Consider the following 16,930-nt stretch of genomic DNA (forward strand, 5'->3'; position numbering starts at 1 on the left):
GCAGCGTTGCAACGGCCGGTCGCCTGCGTATCGTTAACGGCGCGTTTGCCAAACCGGATATGCTGTCCGATAAGGTCGCGATGCGGCTGCGTCTCGCCCTGATCCTGTCGATGGTGTCGTGCCCCGCGATGGCGCAGGACGCGGACACGCTGGCGATCGAGCGGGCGGTGCTGACGATGCGGCCGGGCGACCATCGCTGGGCCGACGATCCGGCGCAGGGCGGCGAGGTCAGCATGGTGGTGAGCGTGCCGATGCAGATGGCGTTCGTCTATCGCGGCGATCGGCTGGTCGGGGCGTCGACCGTGTCGACCGGCAAGCCGGGCAAGCGCACCCCGATCGGCGAATATGTCATCCTGCAAAAGCGGCCGTTCCACCGCTCCAACCTCTACAACAACGCGCCGATGCCGTTCATGCAGCGCCTCACCTGGGGCGGGGTGGCGCTGCATGCCGGCAGCCTGCCGGGATACCCCGCGTCGCACGGCTGCATCCGTATCCCGACGCCGTTCGCCCGCGCGCTGTTTCAGGTGACGCGGCTGGGCGGGCAGGTGGCGGTGGTGAACGAGGTCATCGCCTTTCCGGCGCGGCGTCCGGCGGATGCGGTGCCGGTGCTCGACGGCACGATCGCGGGCATGCTGGCGGCGCGTGACGACCGGGTGAGCGGCGGGGGCGGGCGTGCGCGGTAGGGTGACGATCGGGCTGGCGGCGATGCTCGCCGGATGTGGTGGCGCGCCTGTCCCTGCGCCCGAACCGACCGCCAGCGTCGTCATGTCGGTGGCGACGCCCACGCCGGTGCCGGTGCCGACCGCGACCTCGGCAATCCCTGATGCGGTGACGGCGACGACCAACGAGCCCTTCTATTCTGCCGCGATCGATGGCGATGCGATCCGCCTGTCGGGGGTCGACCTGCCCGAACGGCGGCTGGGGATCGTCGCGCGCGACGCGGTGCCGGACGGGCGGCGCTGGCGGGCCGAGGGCGTGACCGTCACCGTGATCGATCAGGCGTGCGCGGACGACATGTCGGGCGAGCCGCGCCCGTTCCGCAGCGTGTTGACGGTGGGCGGACGGACCGCGCGCGGCTGTGCCTTTCCGACGCCGCGCGCGCAGGCGACGATCCCGGCGGCGTTCCTCGGGCGGTGGGATCGCGACGCGGCGGCCTGTGCCGCGCCCGCCACCTCGATCGAAGGCGTGACGATCTCCCCGCGCGAGCTGCGCTTCCACGAAAGCCTTGGCGACGTGACGGCGGTGACGCCGGTCGCCGGGGGCGTGTCGATCGCGGTGGCCTATAGCGGCGAGGGCGAACGCTGGACGACGCGGCAGACGCTGCGAGTCGCGGGTGACGTGCTGACGATCGCGGGCGAGGGCGCGCCTATCCGCCGGGTGCGCTGTCCACGTTGAGGACGCCGGCGATCGCCGCGTGCAACTGATCGCTGCTGAACGGTTTGGTCAGGACGGGCAGATCGACCTGCCGTTCACCGATCTCGGCGAAGCCGGTGATGAGCAGCACCGGCAGTCCCGGACAACAGGCATGGACCCGCTGTGCCAGCTCGACGCCCGACAGCAGCGGCATGGCGTAATCGGTGATGAGCAGGTCGCAGCAATAGCCCGGCCGGAGCGCGGCGAGCGCGCGGTCGGCGGTGGCGCAGGCGGTGACGTGATGGCCCATCGCCTCGAGCTGCGCGGTGACGACGTGGCGCACCTCGGCATCGTCCTCGACCAGCAGGACGTGGCGCGGCGCAACCGGCCCGGCGGCGGCCGCCGGTGCGGCCAGCGCTTCGGCAGCGACCGGCGGGAGCCAGAGGTGGACGGTGGTGCCTTCCCCCAAACGGCTGTCGATCGTCACCTCGCCGCCCGCCGCCCGGGCCATCGCCCGCACCATCGGCAGGCCGAGCCCGGTGCCGACCCCCTGCGCCTTGGTGGTGAAGAACGGTTCGAACACCCGTTCGCGCAAGGCATCGTCGATGCCGGTGCCGGTGTCGCCCACCGAGATGCGGACGAACGGACCCGACAGGCCGGGGGCCATGCCGGTGGCGTCGGCAATGTTGGCGGTGGCGATCGACACGATCCCCTGACCCCCCATCGCGTCGCGCGCGTTGATCGCGAGGTTCAGGAGCGCGAGTTCGAACTGCCCCGGATCGGTCCGTACCGCCCACGCCGGATCGGCGAAATCATAGGCGAGGTGGATGCGCCCGGCGGCGGTGCGGACGATCAGTTCCTCGACCGCGCGGATCGCCGTATCGGGGTGGAAGGTTTCGGCGGCAAGGTCGCGCTGGCGGCTGAAACTGAGCAGGCGGCGGGTGATCGCGCTGCCCCGGCCCGCCGCTTCGCGCGCGGCGGACAGAAAACGCTGCAGCCGGACGGGATCGTCGATCCGCCGCTGCGCCAGTTCGAGATTGCCGAGGATGGCGGCGAGCAGATTGTTGAAATCATGCGCGATCCCGCCTGCCAGCGTCCCCAGCGCCTCCAGCTTTTCCGACTGATGCCGACGTCTTTGGGCGAGGCGGCGTTCGGTATCGTCACGCTCGATCCGCAGCAGGAACCGCCGGTCGGTCGGGCCGAAGGGGATGCGCTGAACCAGCGTCCAGCGTTCGCCGCCGCCGGCCTCGCCGTCCTGCCGTTCCTCCTCGGCCATCGCCTCGCCGGCCAGTGCGGCCCGATCGGCGAAGTCGGCGGGGGCGCCGTCGCCGCGCACGACGGCACCCTCGTGGTCGAGGATGACGACATGGTCGCCCGAGCTGCGCATCAGCCCGTCGAACGCCGCCCGCTCGAACGCCAGCGCCCGGCGCAACGCGAAGCGGGTCGCGGCGGCATCGATCATCGCGCGCAGCGCGTCGCCGTCCCACGGCTTGTTGGCATAGCCGCTGATCGCGCCGTCGTTGAGCGCGGCGACGACCGCCGACAGATCGGCATAGCCGGTCAGCAGGATCGCCTCCGCATCGGTCGTCGGCCGCGCCTGTCCCAGAAACTGGCTGCCGGTCAATTCGGGCATCCGCTGGTCGGAGACGATCACCGCGATGTCGGGGTTCGCCGCGACCAGCCCCAGCGCCTCGACCGGCGAGGTGGTGGCGAGCACCCGGTAGCGATCCTCGAGCAGATCGGTCAGCGCGACGAGGATCTCGCGCTCGTCATCGACCAGCAGCAGTAGGGGCGGGGTGCCGGGTTTTTCCATTACGGCCGTTCCGGTATCGTGATTACGAATGCCGCGCCACCCTGCGCGGCGGTTTCGATGGCGATGGTCCCGCCGTGCGAGCGGACCACGCCGTACGCGATGGCGAGGCCGAGGCCGGTGCCGGCCCCGACGTCCTTGGTGGTGAAGAACGGTTCGAACACCCGTTCGCGCCGGTCGGGCGGGATGCCGGGGCCGTTGTCGGCGATGCGGATGGTGAAGCGGCCGCCGTCCGACGCGGTCGACACGGTGATGTGACCGCCGGCGGGATCGACCGCGTCGGCGGCATTGGCGACGATGTTCATCACCACCTGATTGACCAGCGCCCCCGAACATTCGAGCAGCCGCACCGGGCCATAGTCGCGCGTCACGCCGACGGTGCCGAGCCGCGGGGCGAGCAGCGTCAGCACCGAATCGATCGCTTCGGGCACGTCGATCCGCGATACCTCGCCATCGTCGAGCCGCGAGAAGCGGCGCAGCTTTACCACCAGTTCCTGGATACGGGTAAGGCCCGAGCGGATCGAGTCGAGCCGGTCCGACGCCTTGGTCAGATGCGTCTCGCGCGTCGCATCGTCGGTCGCGCCGCGCGCCGCGCCAACTGCGCGTTCGACGGTCGATTGATGCGCCAGGATGAAGGCGAGCGGGTTGTTGATCTCGTGCGCGATGCCGGCGACCAGTTCGCCGAGCGACGCCATCTTGGCCGATTGCACCAGTTGCGCCTGCGTCTCGCGCAGCAGCGCGTTGGCGCCAGCCAGTTCGGCATTGGCATGGGCGAGGCGTTCGGCCGATTCGGCTTCGGCCCGCGCCTGCGCCAGCGCCACCGCCTGTGTCCGGTCGCGCTCCAGCGCCGCTGCTTCCTCGTCGCGGGCGAGCTTGCGGCGGACGATCGCGCGGATGCGGACGAGCAGCATGTCGCCGTCGCGCCCCTGCGGCACCACGTCGTCCGCCCCGGCGGCGAGCCCGGCGAGGACGGTCGCGGGATCGGCATCGTCGGTCAGCGCGACCAGCGCGATGCCGCTGGCGCGCGCGGTGCGGCGCGCGTCGAGCAGTCGCGTCGTCTGGAACCGGGTCGCGCCGTCATGTTCGACGATCAGGATGCCGTCGGCCCCGTCCGTGTCGATCGCGGCGAGTGCGGCGACGCGCGTGCCGATGTCACCGACGTCATAGCCATCGGCGGTCAGCCGCGCGAACAACGTGTCGCGGTCCGCGCTCACCCCGCCCAGCAGGAACAGGCGGGCGCGGCGCAGCGCGGGGGCGGGGCCGTCCTCGACCGGGCGGGACCGTGCCTGCCGCAGCAGCGCGCGAACCCGCGAGACGATCAGTTCGCCGCCGCCGCGCTTGGGGACATAGGCGTTGGCACCGCTGTCCAGCCCCTGCCGTTCGATGTCGGACGCATCGTCGCCGGTCAGCATCAGGACAGGCAGGGTACGGGTCGCGGTCGTCTGGCGGACGATACGGACCAGTTCGTCGCCGTTCATGCCGGGCAGGCGATAGTCGACGACGAGCAGGTCGGGGCGGCGGACGTTGAGCATGCCGAGCGCCGTTTCGGCGTCGCGCGTGCGCTCGACGGTCATGCCGGCGCGTTCGAACATGCGGCGCAGTTGCAGCGCCTGCGTATCCGAATCCTCGACCAGCAGGATCGACGCGGCGTCGCTCATGCCCGTCGTTCCACGATCCGGCGGACATGCGGGCCGATCATGCCGAGCGGCAGCGAGAGGGCACCGGCGCGCTGCGCGGCGGCGGGCATGCCATAGACGACGGCGGTGGTCGCGTCCTCCGCCACCGCCGATCCGCCGGCAGCGAGCAGGGTCTGGACCCCGGCGCCGCCATCATCGCCCATGCCGGTCAGCACGATCGCGAGCGCCGCGCCGTCGAGCGCGGTCGCCCCGCTTTCGATCAGGCGGGTGGCCGAGGGGCGCTGCCCGCCGACCGGTGGGTCGGTCGAGACGGTCATCGTGCCGGCGCGGCCGATCGTCAGGTGACTGTCGCCCGGTGCCACATGGATGGTGCCGGGGCGCGGCAGGTCGCCGTGACGCGCCAGTTCCACCTGCTGCGGCACGACGCTGCCCAGCCAGTTGGCGAAGCCCTGCATGAAGCCCGCCCCCATGTGCTGGACGAGCAGGATCGGCAGCGGAAAGTCGGCGGGAAGCGCGGCGAACAGCCGGGCGAGCGCCGGCGGCCCGCCGGTCGAGGCGGCGACCAGCAGGACGCGGGGTGCGCGGGTGCGCGGCGGCATGACCGGCGGCGACAGCGCCGGTTCGCGCATCCGGCGGCGAACCACCGCTACCTCGCTCATGATCGCCAGTTGCGTGCGGATTTCGGCGGCGACCTGTACATAGGCGGCGTCCGCCAGCCCGACCGGCTTTTCGACGACCGACAGCGCACCGGCGCGCAGCGCGTCCATGCTGTTGCCCAGTTCGCCGCGATCGATCGAGGCGGAAATCACGACGATCGGTGTGGGATGATCGGCCATGATCCGTCGCGTCGCCTCCAGCCCGTCGATGCCGGGCAGGCGGATGTCCATCGAGATGACGTCGGGCCGGACGCTCGGGATCGCGGCGATCGCTTCCTCCGCGCTGGCCACCGCCGCCGCGACGGTCAGGCGCGGATCGCCCGCGACGATATGGGTCAACAGACGGCGGACGACCGCCGAATCCTCGACGATCATCACGCGGGCGGGGGTGGTGCGACGTGGCATGAGGGACGTCAGAGCAGTTGCTGGACCACGCCGATCAGCGTTCCCTGATCGAAATCCTGCTTGGTGACATAGGCATCGGCCCCGAGGCCGAAGCCGCGTTCGATGTCGTCGGGGCTGTTGCGCGAGGTCATCATGACGACGGGTAGCGTTTTCAGTGCCGGATCGTTCCGTATTGCAGCAAGCAATCCGAACCCGTCCATGCGCGGCATTTCGACATCGGCGACGACGAGGTCGATCGCATCGATGCCCGAGCGCAGCCGCTCCAGCCCGGCAAGGCCGTCGACCTCGACCAGCACGCGGTAGCCCTGCGCTTCGAGGATGCTGCGTTCCAGCGTGCGGGTGGTGATCGAATCGTCGACCACCAGGATGGTGCGCGTGCGCGCCGCATCGGTGGCGGTCGCGGCGGGCAGCAGCGGCATGCCGGGGCGGTCGCGCACCAGTTGCGCCGGATCGAGCACGAGGACGACTGCGCCGCCGACCAGCACCGTGCCCAGCACCAGCGGCACGTCGGCGGCGATCGCCTGCGGATCGCCGACCAGCAGCGCGCGGACTTCGCGCAAGGTATCGACCACCAGCACGCGGCGCTGCCCGTCGGCAATGAGCACCAGGGCATTCAGCATCGTACTCCCGGCGCCGTGCGCTTCGCCCAGCACGTCGCCCAGCCGCGTGACCGGCACCGGATCGCCATCCACGACCAGCATCGTCGCATCGCCGCTGGCGTGCAGGTCGGCGGGTGCGATCCGCCGGACGTGGCGGACCGCGTCGGCGGGCAGCGCGCAGAGCATCGTGCCCACCTCGACCAGCAACAGCGTGCGGCGGGTGAGGGTGAGCGGCACGGTGAGGCGGATCGCGGTGCCGCCGCCCGCCGCCGGGGCGATCGTCGCCGATCCGTGCAGCCGCCGCGCCGTCTCCGCGACGACCGACAGGCCGATGCCGCGCCCGGCGACCTCGTCCAGCCGATCGGCGGTCGAAAACCCCTGTTCGAACAGCAGCGCGTGGAGTGCCGCCGGGGCGGGACGCGGCGCATCGGGCGCGATCAGGCCGGCGGCGCGCGCGCGGGCGAGGATCGCGCCGTCGTCCAGCCCGCGCCCGTCGTCGCGCACGGTCAGCGTCAGCCGGCCGCGATCGATCCGCGCTTCGATCGCGATCAGCCCCTCGTCGGTCTTGCCCGCTGCCACGCGGACGCCGGGCGGTTCGATGCCATGGCGCACCGCGTTGCGCAGCAGGTGGAGCAGCGGATCGCGCAAGGCGGCCAGCACCCGCCGGTCAGCCTCGCCCTCCACGTCGGGCAGCAGCAGCCGCGCGGTCTTGCCCTCGGCGGTGGCGAGGTCGCGCACGGCGCGTTCATATCCGTCGAACAGCGTGGCGACGGGTTGCAGCAGCAGCCGTTCGCCGTCGCGTTCCAGTTCGGCCGAGGAGCGTTCGAGCTGGTCGGCCAACCGGCGGTGCAGGCGGCGGATGCGCTCGGCCTCGGTCGTCGCCTGCGCGACGCGGCGGACCGCCTCGGCATTGCCGCCCTGCGCCACCAGCGCCTGCAATCCCGCCAGATCGTCGCACAGCGCCTGCAACCGGTCAGTGACGGCACCCTGATCGGCGATCTGCGTGGCAAGGACGCTCAGCGACCGGCCGAGCCGTTCGACGCGGTGGCCGGGCAGCGCGACGCGGCGATCATCCTCCGCCACGGGCAGCGCGGGATCGGGGGCGGGGGCCGCGCCGTCCTCGATCGCGTCGGCATATGCGCGCAGCGCGGCGATCGTCGCGGCATCGAGTGCCGCCTCGCCGCGCTCGACGCCGAGCAGCAGCGCCTCCATCTCGTGCGCCGCCGCTTCGGTATCGGGCAGGTCGACGGCACGCGCCGCTCCCTTCAGGCTGTGCGCGCGGCGGCTGAATTCGCGCAGGTCGACCGCGCGGCCGGCATCGGCATCGGCAAGGCTCGTACGGATGCCCGCCATATGCTCGGCCAGTTCCGACGCGAACGCCGCCAGCAATTCGGCCTCAAGCTCGTCCACGGCGGTTACAGACGGTAGCGTTCGGTCAGCGACACCAACGTGCGTGACAGGTCGCTGAGGTCGCCGGCCGCCTGATCGAGCTGGCGGGTCGAGGCGGCGGTCTGCTGCGATGCCTGGCGGATGTTCTGCAGCGCGATCGTCACCTGTTCGATGCCGATCTGCTGCTGGTTGGTCGACGCGACGATCTGCTGGAAGGTCTGGACATTCTCCTGCACCCGCGCGGCCAGTTCCTCGATCGCGGCATGGCCCTGATCGGTGCGTTCCTTGCCAGAGGCGATGCGCTTGACCGCTTCCTCGGTCAGCATCACCGACGAATTGATGCCGCGCTGGATGTCGCCCAGGATCGAGCGGACGTTGCGCGTCGCGCCCTTCGCCTGATCGGCCAGCATCTTCATTTCCGCCGCGACGATCGCGAAGCTGCGCCCTTGTTCGCCCGCCGCCGCCGCCTCGATCGAGGCGTTGAGCGCGAGCAAGTGCGAGCGTTCCGACACGTCGTTGACGGTGGCGATGATGTCGCCGATCGCCTGCGTCTTTTCGGACAGGGCGACGATGTTGGTCGCCACGGCCTCTGCCTGATCGCGGATCGCGTCCATCGCGCGCGCGGTGTCGGCGACGGCGGTCAGGCCCGAATCGCTCACCTGCGCGGTCGCCTGCGCGGCGGCGATCACTTCCTGCGCGCGGCGGCTGATCTGCGCGCCGCTGTGGGTGATCTCGTCGACGGTTGCCGCCGTTTCCTGCACCGCCGCCAACTGTTCCTCGACCGAAGCGGCCTGTTCCTGCGTCGAGGCGCGGATTTCGGTGGCGGCGGCGTTCAGGTTTTCGGTCGCGGCGCGGTTCTGGGTGGCGATGGTGCGTAGCCCCGAAACCATGTCGTTCAGGGTAACGCCCAGCCGCCCCAGTTCGTCCTTGCCCGTGGCGGCGGTGGTGGTCGACAGGTCGCCGCCGCCGATCCGGCCGACGAAGCCCATGAACTCGCTCAAGGGGCCTACCACCGACCGGCGGATCGTCACCGCGACTACCACGCTGATGACGACCGCGAGCAGCAGGCCGATCAGGATCGAGCGCCGGCTGGTATCATATACGTCGCGCGTCGCCTCGCTGCCGCGCTGGATCGCGATGTTCAGCGTCTCGCGCGCCTGCGCCAGCCGGGCGATGGTCGCGGCATGATCGCGCACGATGCCGGTTTCGGCGGCCAGCACCGCCGCGCGATCCCCGCCGCGCACCGCCGCCAGTTGCGCCTCGACATCGCCGCGCGTGCGCGACAGCGCCGCTTCGGCGTCGCCCAGTTGCGCGACCATCCGCGTCCATTGTTCGGCGCGCGCGTTGGTGATCGCATCGGCGCGGTAGCTTTCGGCGGCACGCTGCTGTTCGGCGATGTCGCGGGTCGCATCGTCGATCGCGGCGCGCCATGCGACCGTGCCGTCGCGCACGCCCGCCGTATCGTTGGTCAGGAACGCGCGGACGATCGTGCCGCGCGCCTCGACCTTGCGCGACAAGGCCTGATCGATCCGGCCGAGCGCCTGGATCGAGGCGAGGTCGCGCCCGACGATCTGGTCGACGGTCGTGCGCACGTCGCCGATCTGCGCCAGCGCATAGAGGCCGAGGGCAAGCAGGATGGCGGTGATCGCAGCGAACCCCGCGGCGATGCGGGTGGAAACGGACAAGGCTTATCCTTCCTGAAGGCGCTTCGGGAGCAGGTGATCGATCAGTTGCGCAGGGTCGATCCGGGTCAAGCGATCACCGCCGCCGGTATCGACCAGGCGGGTGAGCGTCGGGGGTGCCGGATCCACGCCCGCGGTGACGACGCCGAGCAGCCGGTCGACCGCCAGCGCGATACGCGGCGCATCGTGACGCAGCACGATCATCGCCCCCGCTGCCGTCGCCTCGCGCCCCAGTGCGGCCGCCGGCGCGAACAGGTTCACCACCGCCCCGCGCCACGCGACCAACCCAAGCAAGGTGCCCGGCGTCTGCGGTACGCGCGACACCAGCGGCAGCGCGGCGACGGCGCGCACGTCGCCGATCGGCAGGGCATGGGCGATGCCGCCCAGATCGAAGGCGAGCAGCGTTTCAGTCGGATGGGCGGCGGTATCGCTTGCCTGCGCCACCCGTCGCTGCCGATCGCGTAGCACGGCGGCGATTACGGCGTCGTCCAGCCCGTCGGCGATGATGGTGAGCGCCGTCACAGCGTGGTGATCGCGTGGCGGGCGGCGGCGGCCATCGCGCCGGCGGTCATCCCCTCGCCCTCGGCCAGTTCGGCATCGGGCGGAAGGGCGGCGGCGACGCGCAGCGCGTTGGTCAGGCTGCGGCGGCCATCGTCGGTGCGTCCCTGCGCCAGCAGGTGCCGGCCGAGCAGATAATGCGCCATCGCGAACGACCGGTCGAGGTAGAGCGCGTCGCGAAAGCCGCGCTCGGCCCGCTCGCGCTCACCCGCTGCCATCGCGCCGAGCGCGGTAAGGTAGCAGGCGACGGCATCGGGCGCGCGCGCGACGATCGGTGGCGGGACAGGGGGTGGCGGCACGGCGCGGGGCGGCAGCGCGATGCGCGGTTCGCGGCGGACCGGCGGCGCGACCGGGCGGGGTGCTTCGGGCACCGGCGCTGACGGGCGCGGCACCGAACCATGCGGGCGATAGGCGAGGATGCCGCCGACCTGCACCGGATCGGCCACGGCATCGAACGTCGGATTGGGTTCGGCATGGCCGAGCAGCAACAGCCCGTCGCCCGCCAGCCGATCGGCCAGCGCGCCGACGATCCGCGTCGCATCGTCATGCGCGAAATAGATCAGCACGTTGCGGCACAGGATCAGGTCGTAGCCCGCGAAATGCAGCGGCGCGGCATCGGCGATCATCGCCATCAGATTGTGCCGTTCGAACCGGGCGATCCCGCGATAGCGGTCCTTCAACCGGTAGCGATCGCCGGTCCGGTCGAACAGCCGGGCGCGTTCGGCCTCGCCCAGCGTGCGCAGCGACCATGCGCCATAGTCGGCCTGCCGCGCGACCTCCAGTGCCGCCTCGTCGATGTCGGTGCCGGTCAGCGCGACCCGCCAGTCGGCTATGGCGTCGCCCAGCAGGTCGGTGAGCAGCACCGCGATCGAATGCGCTTCCGCGCCGGTCGAGCAGCCGACGCTCCAGATGCGCAGCCGCTTGTCCATCCGGTGCGCCTCGATCAGCGCGGGCAGGATATGCGTCCGCAGCGCGTCGAACTGTTCGGCGAAGCGGAAGAAGAACGTCTCGTTGATCGTGACCGCGCTTTCGAGGCGCGGCCATTCGTCGCCATCGGCCCGCAGCAGCCGGTCGCGATAGGCGGCGAGCGTGGCGTCGCCGCGATCGGCCATGCGCTGCGCGATGCGTTCGAAAAGCTGCCCGTCCTTGTCGATATAATAATGGTGGCCGGTGCGCTCGATCACCATCGCCTTCACCTGCGCGAAGACGGGATCATTCTGCGGCAGCGTCATGCCGCCACCCATTGGTCGCGCCGCGCGGCGGCGGCGGCGGCCAGCCGGTCGATCGCATGGCGTTCGGCCGACAGCAGCAGCCGGTCGGGATCGATCACATGCGCGACCGTGTCGCCGACCGCCAGTTCGCCGATGATCGCTTCGTTCAGGCTGAGCGTGGGGTCGATGTCGCCGATCTCGCCCGACACGACATCTTCCGCGCGGTCGACCAGCAGGCAGGGAGCGTCCGCGCCCTTCAGATGGACGAGGTGTGCGAACAGCCCGACCGGCCCGACCGGCGCGGCGGGATCGAGCAGCGCCAGCGGGTGGAGCACCGCCACCATTTGCCCGCGCAGATCGATGAAGCCCAGCAGCGGGCGCGGCAGCCCTGGCGTCGTCTCGACCGGCAGCAGCGGCAGAACGCCACGCACCGCCGCCATCGGCAGCGCGAGCCGCTGTGCGCCGGTGCGCAGGATCAGGAAGGGGCCGGTCATCCTGCGGGCTATATCGATCGGGCGGCGGCCTGTCAGTCGTGTTGCGCGAGCCGCGCGAGATCGTCGGCGGTGTTGACGTTGGCGATGGCGGGCGCGGCGACGGCGGTCGCGCCGATCCGGTCGCCGAACGCGCGGACCGATCGCGATCCGGTTCCGGCGAGGAGGGTATCGAGCGCGGGCAGCGCGGTGGCGGGCCACCAGCCGATCACGGGCAGGTCAGCGAGATAGGCGGCGCTCCCCTCCCTGGAAGGGAGGAGCTGGGGGTGGGTCGGTTGGTGAGGAAACGCTCCGCCCGCCACGGGCCGACCCACCCCCGACCCCTCCCTTTCAGGGAGGGGAGCGGCGTTCAGCAATTCGCGCAGGTTCTTGGGCAGGAACGGCGCATCGCACGGCACGGTGAGGACGTGCGTGAACCCCTGCGCCGCCGCATGATGCAACGCCCCGGCGATGCCGCCGAGTGGCCCCAGACCCGGCGCAGGCCGATCGGGCACCGACGCCAGCGTGCCATGATCGCGCCCGACGACGACGACCGTATCGACCTGTGGGGCAAGCGCGTCCGCCACCCGGTCGATCAGCGCGCGTCCGTCCAGCACCGCCAGCGCCTTGTCGCTGCCGAAGCGGCTGGCCTGTCCGCCGGCGATGATCGCGCCCAGCACCCGCATCACGACGCCAGCAGCGTGCCGCCACGCACGGCGGTGCGCAAGGGAAGCCCGGCGGCCGCGGCGCGGTCGATCGCGAGGCTGGTGGCGGCCGACAAGGTGGCGAGCAGCGGGCAGCCGGCCAGCACCGCCTTTTCGACCAGCTCGAACGAACAGCGTGATGAGAGCAGCGCAAAACCACCGTCCCAGTCATGGCCCTCGCGCCGCATCGCGCCGATCAGCTTGTCGAAGGCATTGTGCCGGCCGACATCCTCGCGGACGAGGCGGATCGTCCCGTCGGCGGCGCACAGCGCGGCGGCATGCGCGGCCCCCGTCGCGCGCGACAGCGGCTGATGGTCGCGCAAGCCAGCGGCGGCGGCGAGGATCGCCGCCGGTGTCGCGGTCGAGCGCGCGGTCAACGGCGGCAGCGGCCGCAGCGTCTGTTCGAGATTCTCGATCCCGCACAGCCCGCACGACGATTCGGACACGCGATGCCGCACCCGTTCGGCGACGCGATCATGGCGGTCGGGGACCAGCGTGAGGCGCAGCAGCGTGCCGCGATCGGTCGCATGCGCGTCCACCTCGACCAGCTCGCCGCCATGGTCGATCAGCCGCTCGGCCAGCGCGAACCCGGTCGCGAGATCGGCCAGATCGGCGGGCGTCGCCATCAGCACGGCATAGCCAAGGCCATCGATCTCGATCGCGACCGGGGCCTCGACCGCGACCGGCTGGTCGGTGGTCGAGGGGGTGCCGGCAGCCGCCACCCGCGCGAAGCTGCGGATGGCGCTGGGGGCATCGCTCATCCTGCGTGGATACGGACCGGCACGGCCTTGGCCGCCGGGGTCTTCGATTCGCGGTCGTGCCAGCCGATCGGGATCAGCGGGTTGAGTTCGGGATAATAGCCGGCGATGCAGCCGTCGGGCAGGTCGAACGGCACGACCTTCAATCCGCCGACGCGGCGGTCGATGCCGTCGTCGCCGTCACCGACGATCGTCACCACCTGTCCCTTGTGCAGCCCGGCCTTCGCGATCTCCTTCGGGTTCATCAGCACCACGTCGCGCGTGCCGGAGATGCCGCGGAAACGATCGTCATAGCCATAGATCGTCGTGTTGAACTGATCGTTCGACCGCAGCGTGATGAGCCGCAGCCGGCCCGGCGCATCGGGAATGTCGGTACCCGACAGCGTCTTGGGCACGGTAAACTCTGCCTTGCCGCTTTGCGTCTTCCACACCCGCTCGCGCGCCGAATTGCCGCGATAGAAGCCGCCGGGAGTGAACATCCGTTCCTCGAAATCATGGAACTCCTCGGGGTAGGTCAGCTCGATCTGCTTGCGGACCTTCGCATAATCGGCGGTCCACCCGTCCCAGTCCACCTTTGGGTTCGGCGCCAGCGTCGCCTTGGCGATGCCGGCGAGGATCGCGATCTCCGATTTCAGATGCTCGCTGGCCGGCGGATGGGTCGCGATCGATCCGTGGATGTGGCTGAACGTATCCTCGATCGACACGATCTGCTCGCCGCCCGCCTGCACGTCGACCTCGGTGCGCACGAGACAGGGGAGGAGATAGGCGACCTTGCCGTTGATGAGGTGGCTGCGGTTGAGCTTGGTCGCGATCTGCACGGTGAGGCGTATCGCCGGCCACGCCGCCTCGATCCGTTCGAGATCGGGGATCGCGCGCAGGAAATTGCCGCCGAGCGAGACGAAGGCGTCGATCTCGCCCTTCAATATCCCTTCGCAGGCGGTGACGGTGTTGTGGCCATGCTCCATCGGCGGATCGAAGCCGTAGAGTTCGCGCAGCCGGTCGTTGGGCACCAGTTCGGGCTTTTCCGAAATGCCGACGGTGCGCTGGCCCTGCACGTTGCTGTGCCCGCGCACCGGCGACATGCCGGTCCCGTCGCGGCCGATATTGCCCTTCATCAACAACAGGTTGACGTAGGTAGCGACATTGTCGAACCCGTTGACCTGCTGCGTCAGGCCCATGCCGTAGATGCCGATCGTCCGGTCGGCCTCGACATAGACCTGTCCCGCCGCCTCGATCGCGGCGCGGGTCAGGCCGCTCTCCGCCTCGATCGCCGCCCAGTCGGTCGCGCGGACCATCTTCGCGAACTCGTCGAAGCCGTTGGTATGCTGTTCGATGAAATCGACGTCGAGCACATGGACCCTGTGCTCGGCCCAGCTCCTGTCCTCGGCGGCGAGGACGTGCTTGGCGAGGCCGATCATCACCGCCACGTCGCCGCCGGGGCGGACCTGATGGTACTGGCACGAGATCTTGGTTTCGGCGCGTGTCGCCATCTCGAACGGGTTCTGCGGATCGGTGAAGGCAATCAGCCCCGGTTCCTTGACCGGGTTGAACGTCACCACCTTGCACCCGCGCTTCACCGCGTCGCGCAAGGGGTGGAGGAAGCGCGGGCTGTTCGATCCGGTGTTCTGCCCGAAGAAGAAGATCGCGTCGCACGATTCGAAATCGTCGAGGATCGAGGTGCCGACCGGCGCGCCGATCGTCTTCTTGAGCGCGACCGACGTCGTCTCGTGGCACATGTTCGAGCTGTCGGGCAGGTTGTTGTGGCCATAAAGCCGCGCGAACAACGCCCACAGATACGAGGTTTCAAGGCTGGCCCGACCCGAGGCGTAGAAGATTGCCTTCTTCGGATCGATCGCCTTCAGTTCGGCCCCGATCGCGGCGAACGCCTCATCCCAGCTACATTCGACATAATGGTCGGTCGCATGGTCGTAGCGCAGCGGATGGGTCAGGCGACCTTCGTGTTCGAGGTCGAAGTCCTTCCAGCGCTTCAGTTCGGTGACGCTGTGCTTCGCGAAGAATTCGGGGGTGCAGCGGTTGGGGGTCAGGTCCCACAATGTCGCCTTCGCGCCATTCTCGCAGAATTCGAACGGGTGCGGCTCGGCGGGCTTGCCCCATGCGCAGGAGGTACACATGAACCCCTTCGACTTGTTCTGGCGGGCGAGCTGGGCCAGCGCGGCGGGGCGGTTCTTCTCCTTGCCGAGAATCTTCGACATGCCCTTGACCGAACCCCAGCCGCCGGCCGGACCGTCATATCCAACCGTATCTTCGCGATCCGCCACGCTTGTTCCTTCCGGCTACGCCTAAGCGTAGGCTACGCCGGGGGATGCTGGAAAGTTCCGCTGTAGCGTGGGAGGGTACGCTCCGCTTGTCGTCCTGTCGTCACCCCGGACTTGTTCCGGGGTCCACCGATCGGCCAACGATGCCATCTGACGATCGCGGGACGGCGCGTGCGGGCAGGTGGACCCCGGAACAAGTCCGGGGTGACAAGGGAAGTCGTCAGTCGAGTAGTTCCACCGCCATCGCCGTCGCCTCGCCCCCGCCGATGCACAGCGAGGCGAGGCCGCGCCGCTGGCCGGTTGTCTCCAGCGCCGACAACAGCGTGGCCAGCACCCGCGCGCCGCTCGCGCCGATCGGATGGCCGAGCGCGCAGGCCCCGCCGTGGATGTTGAGCGTGTCGTGCGACAGCCCGAGGTCGCGCATCGCGATCATCGCGACGCAGGCGAACGCCTCGTTCACCTCGAACAGGTCGATGTCGCCCACCGACCAGCCGGCGCGCGCCATCGCCTTGCGCATCGCGAACACCGGGGCGGTGGCGAACTTCGCAGGGGCATGGGCATGGCCGGCATGCGCCACGACCCGCGCGATCGGGGTCAGCCCCAGCCGGTCGGCGAGCGACTGCCGCGTCAGCACCAGCGCCGCCGCGCCGTCCGAGATCGACGAGGCGTTGGCGGCGGTGATCGTGCCGTCCTTCGCAAAGGCGGGTTTCAGCGTCGGGATCTTCGCCACGTCGCCACGCGCGGGCTGTTCGTCCTCGCGCACCGTCGTCGTGCCCTTGCGGCCGGCCACTTCGACCGCGACGATCTCGCGATCGAATGCGCCCGATTTCTGCGCGCGCTGGGCACGGTAGAGCGACTCGATCGCATAGTCGTCCTGCGCGGCGCGGGTGAACTGATACTCCGCCGCCGTCTCCTCGGCGAAGCTGCCCATCAGCCGGCCCGGATCATAGGCGTCCTCCAGCCCGTCGAGATACATATGGTCGAGCAGTCGGTCGTGGCCGATCCGCGCACCCGAGCGGTGGCGGGTCGAGAGGTACGGCGCGTTGGTCATGCTCTCCATGCCGCCCGCGACGATCAGCTCGGCCGATCCCGCCGCCAGCGCGTCGGCGGCCATGATCGCCGCCTGCATCCCCGATCCGCACATCTTGTTGACCGTCGTTGCCTCGACATGGGTCGGCAGTCCCGCGCCCAGCGCCACCTGTCGCGCCGGGGCTTGTCCCAAGCCGGCGGGCAGGACGCAGCCCATGTAGATACGCTCGATCGCCTCGCCCGACAGGCCGGCCCGCTCGACCGCCGCACCGACCGCCGTCGCGCCGAGCTGCGTCGCGCTCGCCCCGGCAAGGCTGCCCTGGAAACTGCCCATCGGCGTGCGGGCATAGGACAGGATGACGACGGGATCGGACATCGGGGCTCTCCAAACAC

14 protein-coding genes are annotated in these 16,930 nt (G+C 70.4%); 2 read left to right on the forward strand and 12 right to left on the reverse strand.

The window, feature by feature from the left end; all coding sequences use genetic code 11:
* Positions 1–59 precede the first annotated feature (59 nt).
* On the forward strand, positions 60–683 hold the full coding sequence (locus LRA89_RS10230) for a L,D-transpeptidase family protein (RefSeq protein ID WP_056497819.1): 624 nt from the start codon (positions 60–62) through the stop codon (positions 681–683).
* A complete protein-coding gene (locus tag LRA89_RS10235; RefSeq protein ID WP_230770064.1) occupies positions 673–1,395 on the forward strand; it encodes a hypothetical protein in 723 nt (240 codons plus the stop codon). The genes LRA89_RS10230 and LRA89_RS10235 overlap by 11 nt, the downstream gene beginning before the upstream one ends.
* Here the strand turns inward: LRA89_RS10235 and LRA89_RS10240 are convergent.
* From LRA89_RS10240 to LRA89_RS10295, 12 genes are all read right to left on the reverse strand, one after another.
* Complete coding sequence (locus tag LRA89_RS10240; protein ID WP_230770065.1) at positions 1,367–3,166, reverse strand: response regulator; 1,800 nt, start codon at positions 3,164–3,166, stop codon at positions 1,367–1,369. The two genes, LRA89_RS10235 and LRA89_RS10240, sit on opposite strands and share 29 nt — an antisense overlap.
* Complete coding sequence (locus LRA89_RS10245; protein ID WP_230770066.1) at positions 3,166–4,821, reverse strand: ATP-binding protein; 1,656 nt, start codon at positions 4,819–4,821, stop codon at positions 3,166–3,168. Before LRA89_RS10245 ends, LRA89_RS10240 begins: the two co-directional genes overlap by 1 nt.
* Entirely contained in the window at positions 4,818–5,861 is a 1,044-nt protein-coding gene (locus tag LRA89_RS10250) for a chemotaxis protein CheB (protein ID WP_230770067.1), read from the reverse strand. The genes LRA89_RS10245 and LRA89_RS10250 overlap by 4 nt, the downstream gene beginning before the upstream one ends.
* Before the next feature lie 8 nt (positions 5,862–5,869).
* Positions 5,870–7,870: a hybrid sensor histidine kinase/response regulator gene (locus tag LRA89_RS10255; protein WP_230770068.1), complete on the reverse strand. Its 2,001-nt coding sequence runs from the start codon at positions 7,868–7,870 to the stop codon at positions 5,870–5,872.
* A gap of 5 nt (positions 7,871–7,875) precedes the next feature.
* Positions 7,876–9,534: a methyl-accepting chemotaxis protein gene (locus LRA89_RS10260; RefSeq protein ID WP_230770069.1), complete on the reverse strand. Its 1,659-nt coding sequence runs from the start codon at positions 9,532–9,534 to the stop codon at positions 7,876–7,878.
* A gap of 3 nt (positions 9,535–9,537) precedes the next feature.
* Positions 9,538–10,053: a chemotaxis protein CheW gene (locus tag LRA89_RS10265; RefSeq protein WP_230770070.1), complete on the reverse strand. Its 516-nt coding sequence runs from the start codon at positions 10,051–10,053 to the stop codon at positions 9,538–9,540.
* Positions 10,050–11,321, reverse strand: a complete 1,272-nt coding sequence (locus LRA89_RS10270) for a CheR family methyltransferase (RefSeq protein ID WP_230770071.1) — start codon at positions 11,319–11,321, stop codon at positions 10,050–10,052. The genes LRA89_RS10265 and LRA89_RS10270 overlap by 4 nt, the downstream gene beginning before the upstream one ends.
* On the reverse strand, positions 11,318–11,794 hold the full coding sequence (locus LRA89_RS10275) for a chemotaxis protein CheW (protein WP_230770072.1): 477 nt from the start codon (positions 11,792–11,794) through the stop codon (positions 11,318–11,320). Before LRA89_RS10275 ends, LRA89_RS10270 begins: the two co-directional genes overlap by 4 nt.
* Before the next feature lie 32 nt (positions 11,795–11,826).
* Positions 11,827–12,456: a molybdenum cofactor guanylyltransferase gene (gene mobA, locus LRA89_RS10280; protein ID WP_329958512.1), complete on the reverse strand. Its 630-nt coding sequence runs from the start codon at positions 12,454–12,456 to the stop codon at positions 11,827–11,829.
* Positions 12,456–13,235, reverse strand: a complete 780-nt coding sequence (gene fdhD / locus LRA89_RS10285; RefSeq protein WP_230770074.1) for a formate dehydrogenase accessory sulfurtransferase FdhD — start codon at positions 13,233–13,235, stop codon at positions 12,456–12,458. The genes mobA and fdhD overlap by 1 nt, the downstream gene beginning before the upstream one ends.
* Positions 13,232–15,511, reverse strand: coding sequence for an FdhF/YdeP family oxidoreductase (locus LRA89_RS10290; protein WP_268934912.1), 2,280 nt, complete (start codon positions 15,509–15,511; stop codon positions 13,232–13,234). The genes fdhD and LRA89_RS10290 overlap by 4 nt, the downstream gene beginning before the upstream one ends.
* A gap of 217 nt (positions 15,512–15,728) precedes the next feature.
* Positions 15,729–16,913: an acetyl-CoA C-acyltransferase gene (locus LRA89_RS10295; RefSeq protein ID WP_230770075.1), complete on the reverse strand. Its 1,185-nt coding sequence runs from the start codon at positions 16,911–16,913 to the stop codon at positions 15,729–15,731.
* Positions 16,914–16,930 lie beyond the last annotated feature (17 nt).

Source organism: Sphingomonas sp. Leaf4 (assembly GCF_920939515.1).
Lineage (GTDB): Bacteria > Pseudomonadota > Alphaproteobacteria > Sphingomonadales > Sphingomonadaceae > Sphingomonas.